Source organism: Paenibacillus sp. RC73 (assembly GCF_044908085.1).
GTDB lineage: Bacteria > Bacillota > Bacilli > Paenibacillales > Paenibacillaceae > Paenibacillus > Paenibacillus terrae_A.
On the sequence record NZ_JBIYCV010000021.1, the window covers coordinates 1 to 18,130 of the forward strand.

General features: G+C 42.0%; 15 protein-coding genes. 14 read left to right on the forward strand and 1 reads right to left on the reverse strand.

All coding sequences use genetic code 11. From position 1 onward, the window contains the following. Positions 1-191: 191 nt before the first annotated feature. The 7 genes from ABH897_RS26650 to ABH897_RS26680 all read left to right on the forward strand — a co-directional run bounded on the left by ABH897_RS26650 (position 192) and on the right by ABH897_RS26680 (position 5,371). Positions 192-506, forward strand: coding sequence for a transposase (locus ABH897_RS26650; RefSeq protein ID WP_404581467.1), 315 nt, complete (start codon positions 192-194; stop codon positions 504-506). Further along, positions 503-946, forward strand: a complete 444-nt coding sequence (locus tag ABH897_RS26655; RefSeq protein ID WP_404529599.1) for an IS3 family transposase — start codon at positions 503-505, stop codon at positions 944-946. The genes ABH897_RS26650 and ABH897_RS26655 overlap by 4 nt, the downstream gene beginning before the upstream one ends. Positions 947-1,068: 122 nt before the next feature. Then, positions 1,069-1,386 carry an integrase core domain-containing protein gene (locus ABH897_RS26660; protein ID WP_404575685.1) on the forward strand — a complete coding sequence of 106 codons (318 nt, stop codon included), beginning with the start codon at positions 1,069-1,071 and terminating at the stop codon, positions 1,384-1,386. Positions 1,387-1,519: 133 nt separating this feature from the next. Then, complete coding sequence (locus ABH897_RS26665; RefSeq protein ID WP_404529598.1) at positions 1,520-1,675, forward strand: hypothetical protein; 156 nt, start codon at positions 1,520-1,522, stop codon at positions 1,673-1,675. A 202-nt stretch (positions 1,676-1,877) separates the two neighbouring features. Further along, positions 1,878-2,309, forward strand: a complete 432-nt coding sequence (locus tag ABH897_RS26670) for an RrF2 family transcriptional regulator (protein ID WP_044647973.1) — start codon at positions 1,878-1,880, stop codon at positions 2,307-2,309. A gap of 560 nt (positions 2,310-2,869) precedes the next feature. Further along, on the forward strand, positions 2,870-3,520 hold the full coding sequence (locus ABH897_RS26675) for an FMN-dependent NADH-azoreductase (RefSeq protein ID WP_404520729.1): 651 nt from the start codon (positions 2,870-2,872) through the stop codon (positions 3,518-3,520). 882 nt (positions 3,521-4,402) lie between these two features. Next, complete coding sequence (locus ABH897_RS26680; RefSeq protein WP_404581465.1) at positions 4,403-5,371, forward strand: LacI family DNA-binding transcriptional regulator; 969 nt, start codon at positions 4,403-4,405, stop codon at positions 5,369-5,371. A gap of 555 nt (positions 5,372-5,926) precedes the next feature. On the opposite strand, the gene rpoN is transcribed toward ABH897_RS26680, so the two are convergent. Further along, on the reverse strand, positions 5,927-7,309 hold the full coding sequence (rpoN, locus tag ABH897_RS26685; RefSeq protein ID WP_404581464.1) for an RNA polymerase factor sigma-54: 1,383 nt from the start codon (positions 7,307-7,309) through the stop codon (positions 5,927-5,929). Between the two features lie 277 nt (positions 7,310-7,586). Here rpoN and ABH897_RS26690 point away from each other — a divergent pair, with 277 nt between their 5' ends. From ABH897_RS26690 to ABH897_RS27575, 7 genes are all read left to right on the forward strand, one after another. Next, complete coding sequence (locus ABH897_RS26690) at positions 7,587-8,408, forward strand: Cof-type HAD-IIB family hydrolase (RefSeq protein ID WP_404581463.1); 822 nt, start codon at positions 7,587-7,589, stop codon at positions 8,406-8,408. A gap of 49 nt (positions 8,409-8,457) precedes the next feature. Beyond that, positions 8,458-11,238 carry a sigma-54-dependent transcriptional regulator gene (locus ABH897_RS26695; protein ID WP_404581462.1) on the forward strand — a complete coding sequence of 927 codons (2,781 nt, stop codon included), beginning with the start codon at positions 8,458-8,460 and terminating at the stop codon, positions 11,236-11,238. A gap of 200 nt (positions 11,239-11,438) precedes the next feature. Further along, positions 11,439-11,858 (forward strand): PTS sugar transporter subunit IIA, encoded by a 420-nt coding sequence (locus tag ABH897_RS26700; RefSeq protein WP_404592929.1) that lies wholly within the window; start codon positions 11,439-11,441, stop codon positions 11,856-11,858. Between the two features lies 1 nt (position 11,859). After that, positions 11,860-12,342, forward strand: a complete 483-nt coding sequence (locus tag ABH897_RS26705; RefSeq protein ID WP_044647966.1) for a mannose/fructose/sorbose PTS transporter subunit IIB — start codon at positions 11,860-11,862, stop codon at positions 12,340-12,342. A 39-nt stretch (positions 12,343-12,381) separates the two neighbouring features. Continuing rightward, a complete protein-coding gene (locus ABH897_RS26710; protein WP_044647965.1) occupies positions 12,382-13,152 on the forward strand; it encodes a PTS mannose/fructose/sorbose transporter subunit IIC in 771 nt (256 codons plus the stop codon). Between the two features lie 28 nt (positions 13,153-13,180). Then, positions 13,181-14,005: a PTS mannose transporter subunit IID gene (gene manZ / locus ABH897_RS26715; protein WP_283655284.1), complete on the forward strand. Its 825-nt coding sequence runs from the start codon at positions 13,181-13,183 to the stop codon at positions 14,003-14,005. Between the two features lie 180 nt (positions 14,006-14,185). Further along, entirely contained in the window at positions 14,186-17,779 is a 3,594-nt protein-coding gene (locus ABH897_RS27575) for a GH32 C-terminal domain-containing protein (RefSeq protein ID WP_483874961.1), read from the forward strand. The last annotated feature ends 351 nt before the right edge of the window (positions 17,780-18,130 follow it).

The following is an 18,130-nucleotide window of genomic DNA, read 5'->3' on the forward strand; positions in this document are numbered from 1 at the left end:
TTAACCACAGGGATTACTCTGGTAATTCACGACGTGTAGAAAAAGTGTCAAATTGATTTTTCAATTTGACACTTTTTTATATTGGATAAGATAATAAGTTTGTGTAGATAGCAAAACTCTTTAGCCCCCTAGTGAACTTGGACACTAAGAGTGTATATGGATTACACTACTAGTGATAAGTGGCTGAGGAAATGACACGAAATAAACATTCTAGAGAATTTAAACGCCAAATCGTCAAGGAAGCCATCGAAACCGGGAATAAGGCGGCTGTAGCCCGGAGATATGAAATTGCCGTCAATATGCTTCAACGTTGGGTAAAGGAATTTGAAGAAGGTAAATATGGTGAAACTTCACTGGAAACCATACATGGACTGGATTCCAAAGTGCTTTCCCAAGAAAATGATCAATTGAAGAAACCATCCATGAAGGATATGCCGTCACGCTTGTGCTACGATTGGCCAACATCCCGAGATCTAGCTACTACTACCATAAAAATGGAAAAGTGATCGAGAAAACAGCAAGTGAGGGACGACAAAAGCCAGGATATTCGCTGCGTTCGGACGGCGTAAAAGTACCGGATGCTCAGATTATGGAACGGATTATGGAGCTGGTTTCTGCAGACGGCAATGCGTATGGATACCGAAAATTAACCGTCGTTTTACGCCGAGATTATGGCCTAATCATTAACAAAAAGAAGGTTTACCGATTGTTCAGAGAACTGAACATCCTGCGACCACAGCGAAAAGTGAACTCGTCTTACCCACGGAAACTGGCACGAAATCGGATCATTACGAATTCGAACCAACTGTTTGAGACGGACATTAAGTACGGTTATATTGCAGGAGAAGACCGATTCTTCTTCATTCAGTCCTGCCTCGATGTTTACGACCGTTCTGTGGTCGCTTACCACATAGGATTGCGGTGCGAGGCCAAAGATGTGATCTGAACGCTACAAACGGCCTTGCTTAAGAGACAATTATTTAAGGTGCAAACCAACCTGTGATTCGTTCAGACAATGGCCCTCAGTTTATTTCTCATGGGTTTGTAACTGCCTGTGAAAGCTTTGGAGTGGAGCATGAACGCATTCCTCCACGAACACCGAATATGAACGCACATATTGAATCTTTTCATAGGTTATTGCAGGATGAATGCTTAGTTCGCTACGACTTTGAAACGTACAGCGAAGCTTATGAAGCCGTCACTGAATTCATTCCGGCATTCGCGATTTGTCGCCGTCTCAGTTTTATGAGAAAAACCAGACAAAACCGATTCCGATCCGAGAAGTTCGTGTATAATTTCAAAAACGAAATCTCGATGAGCAAGAGAGAGTTAGTGTCCAAACTTAGGGGGTTAATCCGAGAACTACGTATTCCTTGGTTGTATTAGGATTCCTAATCATTAGCGGAGTTAACACATTAAAGGGACCTTTAAGCCAAATGGCTGGATCATAGTTTTTGTCTATTTACCGCTGTTATTGGCGGGGCTGGGACTCTGAATGGATTTTGTACCTTTCCGAGGGTTGAGAAAAACCTTTCCCGGCCAGACTAACTGGCCCGCTGTGCTGGGGTTCATCCTGATTCATAAATTTGGGCCTGTTTATATCGTTCGCTGGATGGTTTGTAACATTGAGGGCTTGCGTGCTTATGTGGTTTTCTCCATCCCGCCGGACCAGTAGGAGAGATCAGGAATTTTCATTGATTTTAGTGTGAGCACGTCTCGTACCTGCTAATATAGATTAGAGGTGTTATACTCGACTGGTGCGTTAATGAAGGAATATATTCTTTAGCAGAACGAATTGAGAATATTTAAAGCTTATTATCAGTTCCAATTCAGTTTAAATAACCAATAATAACTAAACAGAGAAAAGGTGTGTTCATATGAGTACAGCAAATCGTGGAATCCACATTGGTCCTCCCCGTTTTAAAATAGCCGTTCATTCTGTCGTATGGCTAGCAAAAAGTAACAGCGTTTTATCTAGTGCAATGATTGCGAGTCAAGTTAAATCGCATGCTACATTCATGAGAAGAGTCATGCAGTCTTTAACCATTGCAGGTATCGTGGAGTCAAAAGGTGGACGTGAGGGGGGCTACATTTTACGAAAAGCTCCCGGTCTAATTACTTTAGGTGATATTTATTATGCAGTAAATACGGATATATCAGAATCTGATTTTGATATTGATTGTGGAGATGCCGCTAAACAGCTTGATCTTGAATTGGAAAAAATTCTGTATGAAACTGAACAGCACACTATAAAATATTTGAGTCAGTTTACAATCGATGATGTCGCTAATCGTATAGATTTCTTTTAATTGGTAAAAATTTAAAAAAAATTATAATGTGCTGATTCAAAGATGCATCTCAAAAGCTTTAACCAATGATGCTGCCTTAGTGGTTAAAAGTTATAAGATGTCGCCATATTGGCGACTTTTTATTTTCTTGCTGAATTTTGTTATAACAGTACACTGATCGCTCATCCCCCCAATTGCGCATACTTGTAACTAATGTATATAGAGAACAGCACTGGTATGGTAATACCGGTTAAAGTATTAAAGGATACTACCAGAATAGACCCGTTCCAAATATCTTTTAGATAATCATATAAATTTTGATGGTAAGTTCAATCAATAGACGAAAGTAAGCTTTTTAAAACCCTAGTTGTAAGAAAAGTGATTAAAAGTATACCTCTTCATCGATCATAGTTAGTCGTCTATTGTTGTATTCAGAAGAAAGCATATTTTGTAACCTAACATTCGTACAGAAATAAAACTTGAGATTAAGGAATAAACGAATTATAATGTGCTTATAACAGTTGCATTTAAAAGTTTTAAGTGTGCTTTAAAAAGGCGCAATATGAAATGGACTGAGATAAATATCTTACTATAAGGGAGAAATTACTATGTCCAATGTACTTTTTATTAAAGCGAATGATCGTCCAGCAGATCAAGCAGTAAGTGTTCAGATGTATGAGACTTTTCTCAAGACTTATAAAGATACCCATTCTTCTGATGTAATTACTGAACTTGATTTGTTCGTAGAGAACCTTCCTACTTATGGGAATACTGTGATCACAGGCATCTATAAATTAAGTCAAGGTTATGAAATTACGGCAGAAGAGTTGGAAGCCACAACAACGTCCAATCGTTATCTGGATCAATTCCTTGCCGCAGATAAAGTAATCATTGCCTTTCCACTCTGGAACACCATGGCACCTGCACCGTTGGTCAACTACATCGCTCATATCTCCCAGGTTGGCAAAACATTTAAATTTACTGCTGAAGGTCCTGTTGGTCTTGCCGGTGATAAAAAAGTCGCATTGCTAAGCGCACGTGGAGGAATGTACTCCATAGAGCCGATGGTGTCCTTCGAATCAGCGGTTAAACCAGTGAAGATGAATCTTGGCCTTTTCGGAATTCAAACTATCGATGTTATTATTGAAGGACATAATCAGTACAAGGATCGTGCAGAGGTGATTGTAAAAGAAGGACTTCAAGAAGTGGCCAAAGTAGCATCAACGTTCTAAGACACTTTCCAGGAGGGCTTCACCTGTTTGGCGCCAGCGGCTCTATTGGGCAGATGTTGATACGGCAAGCACTTGAGAAATGTGCTCTTGTAAGGCCTATGTACGCAAATCTGCAAGCCTATTCTAGAAAATAAGAATTATAATTTTGCAAACACTATTTAAACGTAAAGGCAGCTGATTATCGGCTGCCTTTACAAATTTAACGTGATCTCTGAGGAAATTTGGGATTAACCACTAAAACAAGAAAGATAGAGATGAATATGAACAGATGTAGAGGACAAGGACGTATATCTAATGGAATCCGCGCTGGCGCTTCAGCCTGACAGGGAAGATAAAAAGCTTTTATAAAGGCCGTGGGCATTTGTGGTCATGAACGTTTATAAGGCTGCACGCTTACTTACGGAACGATAGAACACGAAAAGAACGCCACATACCAAGACCCCTCAACCAATTAGTAAAACGTTTGTCGAAAAAATAAAGTAACAACAAAAACACTTTCCATTGATGAATAATCTGAAAATATGAATAAGTATTATTGAAGCTGGAGGCACAAAATTCATATGCAGGGTTGGCATGAAAAGGGCAAGATCGAGGAGCAAATCATTTTTCTGACGGATGTACTGGAGAGAACGCTTGAGCAAGCGTAGGGATATTTCCGGAACAAAAATTGATACAGATTATAACCGTTCTCTCTAATGATAATTTTCATCACAAGCCTTGTTTTTTCAAGATCCGCATACAACTGACAATAGAGCTTCATTAAAGCGACGACATTCTTTAGGAAGCATGAAAACGGTCAGCGAAAAAAGAGCATCAAAAAAATTGAAACGTTTCCATCTCAGTGTTATTATAATTTTCATAAAGAGAGATAGGGGGAGTGAGATGCCAAGTATTAAAGATGTAGCTAACTTAGCTGGCGTAGCTGTAGGAACTGTATCCCGAGTTATTAACAACTCGGGCTCTGTAAAACCAGATACACGCAGAAAAGTGGAGGAAGCTATACAAGAACTGAATTATTTTCCTAATGAAGTCGCTCGAAATTTCAAGATGAGGAAATCCAAGATGGTAGCCTTGCTGCTTCCAAGTATCTGGCATCCTTTTTTTTCTGAACTGGCTTATTACATTGAGGATGAGTTGGATCGGGAAGGCTTTAAGCTCATGTTATGTAATAGCGGCGGCAAGCCCGAAAAGGAACTGTATTATCTGGATATGCTACGGCAAAACAAAGTGGCTGGTATTGTCGGCATTACTTACAATGATATAGAGAATAGCGTAAGCAATGACATTCCGATTCTAAGTATTGATAGGCACTTCAACAAAAAAATTACCTGTGTGACCTCAGATAATTATGAGGGAGGCCGTCTAGCTTTGAGGGAACTTGTTAAAGCAGGGGCCCAGAAACCGGCTTTTATGGGAAGTGTAACTTCTGTTTTTAGTGAAACCATGAATCGAAGAAAAGGTTTCATTGATGAGGCGAAAAAATTAGGTGTAGACTATGTTGTATACGAGAAACCAGATCCTATTGTGGACGACGAAGCCTATTTTGGCGAATTTCTATCTAAGCATCAGGATGTGGACGGCATTTTCGCTATTACCGATATGTTTGCCGCCAAATACATAGAAAGAGCAGGTAGGCAGGGTATTCGTGTTCCAAAAGATGTAAAGGTTATCGGCTACGACGGCATTCAGGATCATCCTTATTTTCATCCGATATTGTCTACAATCAGGCAGCCACTGGAGGAGATGGCACGTATGACAATCAGACTGCTTTATAAGAAAATCGAAGGTGAAACTTTAGATCAGCAAGTGTATCGTCTCCCCGTTGTCTTCAAGCAAGGCGAAACTACATGATTTTATTGTAAAAATATCAGCTCATTCGGTCGATTCATAGTATGGATCTAATGAATGACGTTTTTCTTACAGCAAATTGGAAACGTTTCAAAAGTGAAAACATCCTAGTTCAAGAAAGGGGGTGTAATGGTGAATTCAAGAACTAGCGAGTCGGATCATTCTGGATCAAGCCAAATCGAAAAATATGGAACCGGATCAAACGCGACTATTAACTGTATCTGTTTTTGCTATCGCTGGATGAAATGAACACCAACATTCCAGCCTGATTTCAAAGGAGTGAACAGCGGAGCGGAACAGACCGCTGCCAAGAACATGGTTATGGGAACTCCCAATCGAACCACTATTTGTCGGTCGCTTACTGGTATCAGCGGGAGTTGCATAAAAGCTTTCCTGAGACGTTGCCTGTCTTGCTGCACCTACCACTATCTGTGAAAGAGAGCGCCCGGCTTTTTAACGTACGTTTAAACTGATTAAAAGAGGAAGGCGGCCGAAATGAGCACCAAAAGATTGGCTACCTATAATTTTTTTCGATATGTGAGCGCTGCCCTTAGACATTTAAACTTCAAACTTTTTTCTTTTGGCAGAAGAAAGATATCTCAGTTCTTCCCGATATTTCGCCACGGTTCTGCGTGATAGATGCAGACCTTCCTTTCCCAGCAGGGTGGTAATAGCCAGATCCGATAACGGCTTTCGCTTGTCCTCATCATCTATCAACTTTTTAACTCGCTTTTTTGCACTCTCCGATGAAGCAGCTTCTCCGTCCGCTGACGTCAAGGAGGAAGTGAAGAAGAATTTGAGTTCGAACAATCCGCGAGGCGTCTGTATAAATTTATTACTGACCGCTCTGCTGACCGTGGATTCGTGTAAGCCCGTCTTTTCGGCAATCTCCTTTTGGGTGATTGGTTTGAGGAAATACACGCCATGCTCAAAAAAATCCTGCTGCTTTTCCACAATGGCCTTGGCAACCCGTAGAAGGGTCAGCCGACGTTGCTTCAGGCTATTGATCAGCCATTTTGCCGTATTCATCTTCTCATGGATAAAACGTTTGGTTTCACTATTCGGTAGATCCTGCATCATTTGTCGGTAAAAAGGGTTGATCTCAACCCGCGACGCACTAATGTCATTAATCAGGACAAGATATTCACCGTTGGCTTTTTCGACCGTTATATCTGCTATGATGTATTGCTGCTCTTTATGAGCAAATGCTGCGCCCGGGCATGGATTTAGCTTGCGAATTCGATCGGCCATCTGTATAACCTCTCGCCTACCAATTTCAAGAGCATCCGCAATTTTTTGTATCCGATTGTTCGCCAGATCGGCCAGATGGTTGCTCACCATTCTGACTATGCATTCATCATCCATGCCAGCAAGCTGGAGCTGGAGAAGAAGACACTCTTCCAAGCTGTAAGAGGCGATCCCCGGTGGATCAAAACTCTGTATCACCAAGAGCATATCCTCAATTTCGGCTAAGGGAACGTCCAATAGTGATGCGACTGTTGGAACATCAAGTTCTAAATATCCCATTTCGTTCAAATTGCCAATGAGGTACCATGCCACCATACGCTGTGAATTTGTAAGCCCACTTACCAGTCCAAGCTGCCTGTTCAGATGTTCAAACAGGGTATCATTTGGATTGGCAACAAAATCCAGAAAAGTAACGGGGTTTGCACGCTGGACCGATGGATATTTTTCTCCGCCACGATAATGTTCAAGCAGCTCACCTCGATCTTTCTGTGAAAACCGCTCTGCTGCTTCTTTGATACTGCCTATGGACATATTAAACTCCGGCAAATCAATGACTGGATTATCGTTCGCCTGTTCATGCAGATAGGATATTAAATCAGCCGAAGAATATTGCAAGATCGTGATTGCTTGTCGCAATTCGGGCGTCATAACCAGCTTGAATCCTTGTTCCTGTTGTAATCCATATCGTATCATTGACTTATTCAAACTCCTTTCCCGTACATTTCCGGTACAACTTCACAGTCTGTCATTTATGAAAGATCTACTTCTCTAAGCCTATGCAATTCTCCTGCCTAGATGTTAACGTTACCGAGTAATTTTCTCTGATAAGAAACGATTCATACACAAGGTCAAAGCTTGTAGTAATGAGTAACAGTTATTATGTGTGTTACATTTTTGGTTATATACACTATCTTTCTTGTATATTCATTCATTGAATAACAAAATTACACTGGGGTTGGAGGAATCATTTATGGAAACTTATAAAATTGTCTGCATTGACATTGACGGGACGCTGCTTAACTCGGCGCATCAAATCACGGAAGCGACCAAAGAAACCATTCTCCAGGTTATAAATGATAAGCAGATTCCAGTGGTTCTTGTCTCTGCGCGAATGCCAAAAGGAATTATTCCATTGCAGAAGCATCTTGGTATTTCTGAGCCTCTCATATGCTACAGTGGGGCACTTGTTATAGATAGGCACGGGAACAAGCTGAACACCCGTTATATAGATACGAAAATGACACAGTGTTTGCTTGACAGCCTGGCTGCATATGATCTTCATGTAAGCCTGTATAAGGATGATGAGTGGTATATTGAGCAATTGGATGCATGGGCGCTTCAAGAACGTGACATCACCAATATCGAGCCTCGCATTTATAGTTTTTCTAAACTTACCAATGGTTGGAGGGAAGAGACTGATGGAACCAGTAAAATTTTGTGCATGGGTGATCCCGAAGAGATCAGCCGCGTCCTTCAAGTATTGCGACCCGTATACGGCGAAGAAGTAAATCTCTACTTATCCAAGCCTACGTATCTGGAAATCATGTCAAAAAAGGCTTCCAAAACCGCAGCCATTCAAATTCTGCTAAAAGAGTACCAACTGAAACAAAGCGCTTGTCTGGCTATTGGTGACAACTACAATGATATGGACATGCTGGCCTTTGCGGGACTTGGCATTGCCATGGAAAATGCTCCCCTTGAGGTCAAAGCTGCTGCCAACACCGTTACTCTTTCGAATGACGAGGATGGAGTAGCTTATGCGCTGAAAAACAATATTCTGTTCCCTAAATAAGCAGGTTGAAATCAATTTCCAATGACTGATTCTGGCTGGAGGAATACAGATGAAACGAATAGATAAGATTTTAGAGTATATTGCCGAAAGCACCAAGAAAATTTCCAAAGAGGCTTTACTTGGGGGGAAAGGGATTACGGTTGCGGAAATTGCTGATGATCAAAAGATGCTGAGAAACAATGTGAGCAAAGAGTTGAATAATCTGCTGCGTGACGATCTAATCCTTAAAATCAAAGGAAGACCGGTCAGGTTTCTGCACAAGCAGATTATCGAGGACACCTTTCGGGTTCGGCTGAAAGAGAAACAAATTGAGGTCAAAAGCATCAAAGAGGTACTGCTGCCTGACGAACAGGTCGATCCGTTCCATGCCTTGATCGGTTTCAGGGGCAGCATGCGTAACCAGGTTGAGCAGGGGAAGGCAGCGATTCTGTATCCTCCTAGAGGTCTGCATACACTGATAGTCGGGCAGACTGGTGTTGGAAAAACTATGTTTGCCAGGTTGATGTACCATTATGGCAAGTATATGAAGCGGTTTTCAGAGCATGCGCCATTTATCGTTTTTAACTGCGCTGATTATTTCAATAACCCCCACTTGCTACTTTCCCACATCTTTGGTCACGTTAAAGGGGCGTTTACAGGCGCTGATCATGAAAAAGCAGGGCTGGTGGAGAAAGCTGACGGAGGCATCCTGTTTTTGGATGAGATTCACCGTTTACCCCCGGAAGGCCAGGAAATGATTTTCTATTTCATGGATACTCACACCTATAACAAATTGGGCGAAACGGATCGAAAAAGAGACGCGAGTGTGTTATTGATTGGAGCTACGACGGAGGATCCCGGATCATCCATGCTGAAAACCTTCATTAGGCGCATACCCATCACGATCAATATCCCTTCCCTTCAGGAACGTGCTATTGAGGAGCAAATGCTGATTTTGAAGCATTTGTTTGCTAACGAGGCCAATAGGGTAAACAAGCCGATTAGGATTGAACCAGAGGTAGTAAGAGCACTGATCGGCAGCGTCACTTACGGCAATATCGGCCAGTTAAAGTCGAACATCCAGCTGGTATGCGCTAAAGGGTTTTTAAACAGCATACATGAAAACAAAGAAGAAATAGGACTTGATTTTAAAAACCTGCCGGGAAATATCCGAGATGGTTTGTTTAATATTGATAAAACGCAATATAAGATGAAGGAAATGGGATGTATTTCCTCGTGCCTATACATTACTCCAGAAGGAAGAAAAGCTTTGGATGAAGAGGTTGTTTCCGAGCTGCCGTTTAACCTTTACAAACTAATTGAAGACAAGATTGGCATGCTGAAGGAAGAAGGGCTCGACGACGTCTACATCCACAGATTTATTGCTACGGATGTCAATATCCATATTAAAAGCTTTTATAACCGTTTTTATAACACCAAGGGGAGCAGGGAACGAATTCTGAAAATTGTGGACAAAGACATCCTTGAATTCTCCGAGCAGATTAAGGAAATGGCCAAAAAAGAACTAAACCGAATTTACAGCGAGAGATTCGTGTATGCTTTCAGTCTTCATTTAAGCGCCTTTTTCAAGCGCACCAGAGAGAAAAAATACGGTGATGCACGAATCTATGAACCGATGAATGACCATGATGAAGAGTACAGACTGGCCCAGACTATCAAAAGTTTGATCGAGTCTAAGTTCGGTGTACATGTACCAGAGGCCGAAATAACTTATATGGCGATTCTTCTGAAATCTGTTGAGGAGGAACGACAGGGTAGTGTGGGAATTATCGTGGCAGCACACGGCACCAGTACAGCGAGCAGCATCGTCGGCGTCGTAGACAGCTTGCTGGGCAGTTCTAATCTTTGCGCTGTTGATATGCCTCTCGATGTCAGTCCTAGGGAAATTTTGGAGCTTATTATCGATAAAGTAAAGAGCATTGACCGTGGTAGAGGCGTGCTGCTGCTGGTTGATATGGGCTCTTTGCTCAATCTTGAAGAAACTATTATGGAACGTGTTGGAATCAATGTAAAGACCATTGATATGGTTTCAACTCCGCTCACGCTGGAGGCTGTCCGAAAGGCCAGTGTTTTTGACATGGGGATAGAGGAGATATACCAATCGCTAAAGGATTTCAGGGGATATAACAATAGCAGCGCCGCAGTGAAAGTAGTTCATAAGGCAATTGTGACGGTTTGCTCCTCCGGCAAAGGTGCAGCGGTCAAATTGAAAGAGTTTGTGGAGAAAATTGTCTGCGATTTGACGGATGAGAAAATACTGGTTGTCCCGGTAAACGTAAGAGAGTTGGATAAAGTGGTCCAGGATATGCGGTCTAAGCGAACAATTCTTGCCGTGATTGGAGTAAAACGGCCAAGCGAGCCGGAAATCCCGTTTATTCCCTTGGAAAAGCTGATTGAAGCAAGCGGTGAGCAGACATTGAGAGAGCTACTGCTGAATAACAAACAGATCCCTGCTGTGGATCAAAGCGTAGTCGTCAGGGAGTTATGCGAGGAAAGTCTGAAAGAATTTATGACTTATTTGAATCCCCACAAAATTCTGGGAATGGTGATGAGATTTGTGCAAGAGCTGGAACTTGGATTGGAAGTCAAATTTGATTATGCAACAAAAGTCCAAATTTCTACTCACACAGCTTATGCGCTGGAACGCATGGTTATTCGCGATGGACTTGTTTATCAGGGGGAAGTGAAACAGCTCGACCAGCGCATATTCGAGGTGGTAAACCGTTCATGCAGCATATTTGTTTCTGGTATGAATCTTATACTTTCTGATGACGAAAAATATTATATTTGCGAAATGTTGAGCGAAGTATATAACTTTATTCCACAGTAATGGCCAAAGAGTATAAAACGCTTTCATATGTGTATGAAAGTAGCGAGGATTGATAAATAATGATCTGTTCAGACTGGAAAAAACCTCCGACGCAACGGGGGTTTTTTGTTGTTTACAAAATTTCCTCTGATCTATACAGATGTTTGGCACAGAACTTGCATTATAGATATATGTGGAGAGAAACAAAGGGGGTGAGACAGATGATCGGTGTAATTGTTGGGACACATGGGAAATTTTCTGAAGAAATACTGAGGTCAACGGAAATGGTTTTCGGCCAATTGGATAATGTGGCAGGTGTTACGTTTGAACCAGGTGAAAGTGTCAGCGGACTTGTAGAGAAATATAAGGCTGCGTTGGCATCGCTGGATTGGACGGACGGTGTTATCTTCCTTGTTGATCTATTCGGTGGCAGTCCTTATAATGCTGCCAGCCGAATTGTGGTTAACCATGAAAAAATGGATATTGTGACAGGAGTCAACCTGCCAATGATCGTTGACCTTCTTGCAAACAGAGGGACTGAACAAGTGGAGAATTTGGTAAATCTAGCGATCCATGCGGGGCACGATTCCATGATGTCTTTTCGTGCTATTCGAAACAGTCAATCAGAGGAGGAATTATAGAATGCAAATTGCATTAGTTCGTGTTGATGACCGTCTGATTCACGGTCAGGTGGCGACCGTTTGGGTGAAAGAAGCGAAGTGCAACAAGATCATCGCCGTTAGCGATGAAGTCGCAGCGGATACACTACGCAAAACCTTATTGCTTCAGGTGTCGCCGCCTGGAATTAAGGCGTATGTCGTAACGATTAACAAAGCGATAGAGGCTTATAATAACCCCAAATACAGTGATTTTAAAACATTGTTCCTCTTTACCAACCCTACGGATGTACTGCGGGTTGTGGAAGGGGGAGTACCCATCCGCTCGGTGAATGTAGGCGGAATGTGTTTTAAGGAAGGGAAGACACAGATTACCGGGGCGGTCTCCGTAAACCAACAGGATGTACACGCATTTCGTAAGCTGCATGAAAAAGGCATTGAGCTGGAAATCAGAAAAGTAGCCAGTGATCCGAAAATCAACTTAATTACCAAACTGCAGGATCTATGATCGTAAATACCAGGCGGCAACAAGAGAGGAGTTATAGAAATGACTGTTTTTCAAATTGTGATGGTAACACTGGTAGCGGCCATATGTGGCATGGGCAGCGTTCTGGATGAAGGGCAAACCCATCGTCCTCTGATTGCGTGTACGTTGATTGGCCTTGTCCTTGGCGATCTCAAAACTGGCATTATACTTGGCGGTACTCTGGAATTAATGGCTTTGGGATGGATGAATGTAGGAGCATCCATAGCACCAGACGCTGCTCTAGCCAGCGTAGTTTCCACCATTTTGGTCATCGTCGGCCATCAATCGATCGGCGCCGGAATTGCCGTTGCGATTCCAATTGCAGCCGCCGGACAAGTGCTTACCATTTTTGTCAGGACGATTACTGTCTTCTTCCAGCATTTAGCTGATAAGTATGCGGAATCTGCAAATTTCAAAGGAATTGAGCTATGTCACTTTACTGCCTTACTTTTGCAAGGTCTGCGCGTCGCTCTGCCCGCTGTTCTGGTGGCAGTTGCTGCAGAAACGGGTCTGGTGACTGCAATGCTTGACGCAATTCCGGAGGTTATCACAAGAGGACTACAAATTGCGGGCGGCTTTATCGTAGTCGTAGGGTATGCGATGGTCATTAATATGATGGCAGCCAAATACCTGATGCCATTCTTCTTTCTGGGCTTTGTCATTGCAGCTTTTACAAACATTAATCTGGTTGGTTTTGGGGTCATTGGCGCGGTTCTGGCTCTGCTTTACATCCAGTTGAGTCCAAAATACAACCAACGTAATGAGAATATGGAAGAAATTGAAGAGTTATAGTAAATACCTGACGGAAGAGGAGAGCATTATGAAAGAAAAGAAGCTGACTAAAAGTGATTTAAATAAAATGTTTGTACGTTCATGCTTCCTGTTAGGCTCGTTCAATTTTGAGCGAATGCAGTCGATTGGTTTCTGTGTCACCTTGATCCCGGCGATTAAGCGGCTGTACAGCAAGAAAGAAGATCAAAAAGAGGCATTGAAAAGACATCTGGAATTTTTCAATACTCAACCGTTTATCTCGGCGCCTATTATGGGTGTAACGGCTGCGATGGAAGAACAGAAAGCGAGCGGCCAGCCGATTGACAATGCTACCATCAGTGGAGTCAAAGTCGGTCTAATGGGACCTCTTGCGGGAGTGGGTGACCCAATTTACTGGGGGACTTTACGTCCGGTTCTGGCTGCGCTGGGAGCCTCAATCGCCTTATCCGGCAGCCTTATCGGACCGTTTATTTTCTTCCTGCTCTTTAACATTGTACGCTTGGCAACGAAATGGTACGGTCTGAAATACGGTTATCACAAAGGTACGGAGATTGTCTCCGATATGTCGGGAAACCGGTTGCAAAAACTCACGGAGTCAGCCTCCATACTGGGGCTTTTCGTTATGGGCGCACTTGTTTCCAAATGGACCACCCTGAATGTGCCGCTGGTGGTATCAAGATATGTGGGGACGGATGGAAAAGAGGTTATTACGACCGTTCAGATGATTTTGGATCAATTGATGCCCGGACTTTTACCACTATTATTGACCTTTTTATGTATGAGGCTACTGAAAAAGAAAGTGAACGCAATCGCTCTGATTTTTGCTTTATTCGCAGTAGGCATTATTGGGTACGCATTTGGTGTTTTGGCCTAAAACGTGCCGGTCAGGGAGTCATCCTTGGCCGGACTTTGTCGGATTTTTGTGACCAAAACAGCGTAAACATATTGAGCTAAAGAGATAAATGTAAACGCTTTATTTGTAATGTTAAGAAATAACACTTGGTGTTCAAAATATTAAAAGAGGATGTGAAAGATGGTGAAGAGGAAGTTAAGTATGCTGCTTATTTGCTTTATGGTATTTAGTTTACCGTTAACTCCCGCCTTTGCAGCGGATCTTGGTTATTACGATGAAACTTACCGTAATCAGATTCATTTTTCGCCTGAGGCTAACTGGATGAACGACCCGAATGGAATGGTTTATTATAAGGGTGAATATCATCTTTTTTACCAGTATCATCCTTATGGAACGAAATGGGGACCGATTCATTGGGGGCATGCGGTGAGCAAAGATCTTATTCACTGGGAACATTTACCGATTGCATTATATCCAGATGAAAACGGTCAGATTTTCTCGGGAAGTGCCGTGATCGATTGGAACAATACAGCAGGGTTCGGAAAAGAAGCGATGGTTGCGATCTTTACTCATTCCGGGGATAACGGCCAGGTTCAAAGCATTGCGTACAGCTTAGATAGAGGCAGAACCTGGACTAAGTATGAAGGAAATCCGGTAATGCCGGATCCCCCGATATCGGATTGGCGAGACCCTAAAGTATTCTGGCATGAAGACTCCAGACAATGGGTGATGTCTTTGGCCGCAGCGAATAAAGTAATGTTTTATACTTCCCCCAATTTAAAACAGTGGACCTATGCAAGTGAATTTGGTGAAGATAACGGAATACAGGCCAACAGTCTGGATACCACTTCGTACGCTATGTCTTCACAGGAAGGCGGTTCATTCACCTATGAGGGAGATATTACCCTTAATAAAAAGAATGGCAGGGAAGGCTCAGGAGGTCTGGTTTTTCGTGCTGACAAGAATGCGAAAAACGGTTATGTCGTCAGCCTGGACGCCAAAAATGATGTCGTTACTTTAAATAAGAATGTCGATGGATCGATAACAGAAATTGCAAGCAAGTCTTTAACCCTGAGAACCTCATCAACTTACAACGTGCAGGTGGACGTATATGGTCATGACATTCATGTGTTTGTAGATAATCAGTCTGTAATTAAAGAAACGGATACTGAATTTGATTATGGTTATTACGGTCTGACCGCCTGGAATTCAACAGCTTCCTTCCGAAATGTAAATTTCAAGAACACCTCTAACTTTGCAACCAACCTATCTAATTGGGCGGCTGTAACCGGCCGGTGGGAAGATACCTTGGAGGGGAAAAGCGGTACATCAGCAGATGATGCTTTTATCATAAGTGGTAAGACTGGGGATAACTTTATATATAATGCGATTATTGATTTGTCAGAGGGAGGAGATGAAACAGGATCACTTATTTTCCGAGCGGATGCTGATGCGGAAAATGGATATATGGCGAATATCGATGCTTTAAACGATAAAGTGAAAATCGTGAAAATGGAAGACGGGAATAGAACGGTTCTGGCCGAAACCACAGTAACGCTGGATACTTATCAAAGCCATGATTTAAAAGTGAGCACATTAGGAACAAATATAAAGATGTATCTGGACGGAAATCTCATTCATGATATCGATGATGCAACCTTCCTGTCCGGCCATTTTGGATTACATCTTTTGCACTCTTCTGCGATATTTCAGGATGTTCAATTGGGTAGAAATATCATGACCGATGAGAAAGAAATCACCAATCATGATTTTGAAACAGGCGATTTAACCGGATGGACTGTGACCCAGGGTGATACTTTTTCGGATGATCATGTATCCAGTGAAGCGACTTATTGGGGGGGATCCTTCGGACATGAAGGGAATTATCACTTGTGGGGATATTCCAAGCTTCACGAGGGAGATGAAGCAACGGGTAAACTGCATTCCTCCTATTTTAAACTAGGCGGTTCCGGTGAAATCAATCTATTATTAGGAGCAGGCGATGATGGCGACAATACCTATGTATCATTGGTCAGAGCAGCCGACGATCAAGAATTGATCCGCCAGGCCAATACAAGATTTAATGAGGAAAAATATTCAAAATACGTATGGGACGCGTCCAAATATATTGGTGAAGTGTTATATATCAAGGTAGTAGACCATGCAAAAGATGGTTACGGTCATATAAATGTTGATGATGTTAATGTTTATAATGAAGGGATCATATCGGATAAAGTTGACCAGGTTGCAAAAGAGCCGGAGAAAACAGATATGAAACAAAGCGGACTCCTCACAGATTGGTCCGCTGTTTCTGGACAGTGGGTTCCTTCCACAAACGGCAGCATCGGAGGAGTATGGGAATGTCCTACGTTAGTCGAATTGCCGGTTGATGGCGACCCTTCAAAAAGAAAGTGGGTCCTACAGGTAAGTATAAATGATGGTGCTCCGGCAGGCGGATCGGGCATGCAGTATTTTGTAGGCAGTTTTGACGGTAAAACGTTTAAAAATGAAAATACTTCCGATAAAGTATTATGGACTGACTATGGAGCTGATTTTTATGCTGCTGTGGATTGGGGTGGAGTAGAAGGGAAGAAGGGTGAGAAATATTGGCTCGGCTGGATGAGTAATTGGCAGTATGCCAACGATACACCCACCTCAACGTGGAGAAGTTCAACAACACTGCCGCGGAAGATGGAGCTCACTCAAACCGCAAAGGGTCTACGTTTAAAACAAACCCCTATTTCGCTAAAAAGCATTCGTGACAGAGGGGATCGTATATCGTATACCAATAAAATGATATCGGGTAACAGCCATCTTCTTTCTAATTTATCAGAAGATACATTTGAACTGATCGCTTTGTTTGATGTATCAAATACGGAAGCAACAGAATTTGGCTTTGAAATCCGTAAAGGAAGTGAGGGAAATACAACTGTCGGTTATGATGTCTACAACGAACAATTATTCGTAGACCGGACTCATTCAGGAGATTTCGATTACGGAAGTAGTGTAGTTGGTAAGCATGAGGGACCATTACATGCTAAAAACGGCACGGTTAAATTGCAGGTTATTGTTGATAGATCAGCTGTAGAGGTGTTCGGCAATGATGGTACGACAGTGATTACCGATCAGATATTCGCGGATTCTGCAAGCAAAGGACTAAAGATCTATAGTAAGGGCGGAAATGTAAAGCTGAAATCTTTGGACCTATATCCTCTAAAGAGTGTATGGAAAGAAAAGAACTCTTCTTTTAAATCCAACTTATCAGGTTGGACCACCGTTAACGGGAAATGGGCGGACACCATTCATGGAAAACAGGGACAGAGTAAGGGAGATGCTTTTATAGTATCAAAAGTGACCGGCAGGAATTTTGTATATGAAGCCAATATAAACGTGCCAGATACAGATTCCCACCCTGGTAATTCTGAAAAAGATTTGATAGATAACTCCATTGGAGCGGGTTCATTGGTTTTTCGTTCTGACTTAACAGCAAAGAATTCGTATGCAGCAAATGTTGATATAAAAAATAATATTGTAAAATTAATTAAATTTGTTGATGGGACCGGATATGAAATTGCGACATATAACAATGATGGAAAACTGGATTTACAGCCAAATACAGATTATCATCTCAAAGTAGAAGCGCAAGGCAATATCACTAAGGTTTATTTGAACAATAAATTAGTTATCGACACAAAAGATCAAACTTATAAAGAAGGATACTTTGGTCTCAATGTATGGGATACAACGGCTTTTTTTAATGAAGTTAAAGTGAAACTAAAACATAAAGATGAATGATTAAGAAAAGTTAAATAATGATATTTGTATCTCTATGGATTTAGTTTGTGTCGCCGCACAGCGATACAAACTTTTTTTAATTATTTGGTCCATTTTCAGAGACAGAATACTTAATCCTGTTTGGTTCAATGTACATCGACACAAAGTTTCCAATCAAAACTACCCTATGTTTGGTTTGTTCAATTCGATTAAATACGAACAAAAATTGCTCTTCCAACTTTATGCCTTTCCCACTTGATATTTTGCTTACAATGTATTCTTCAACCCATATATAGAAGGTATCGTCTTCAATCATAACCGCTTCTGCAAATTTCCTGCTTAAGCTTGGATTTTATAACTTAATGATGGGGG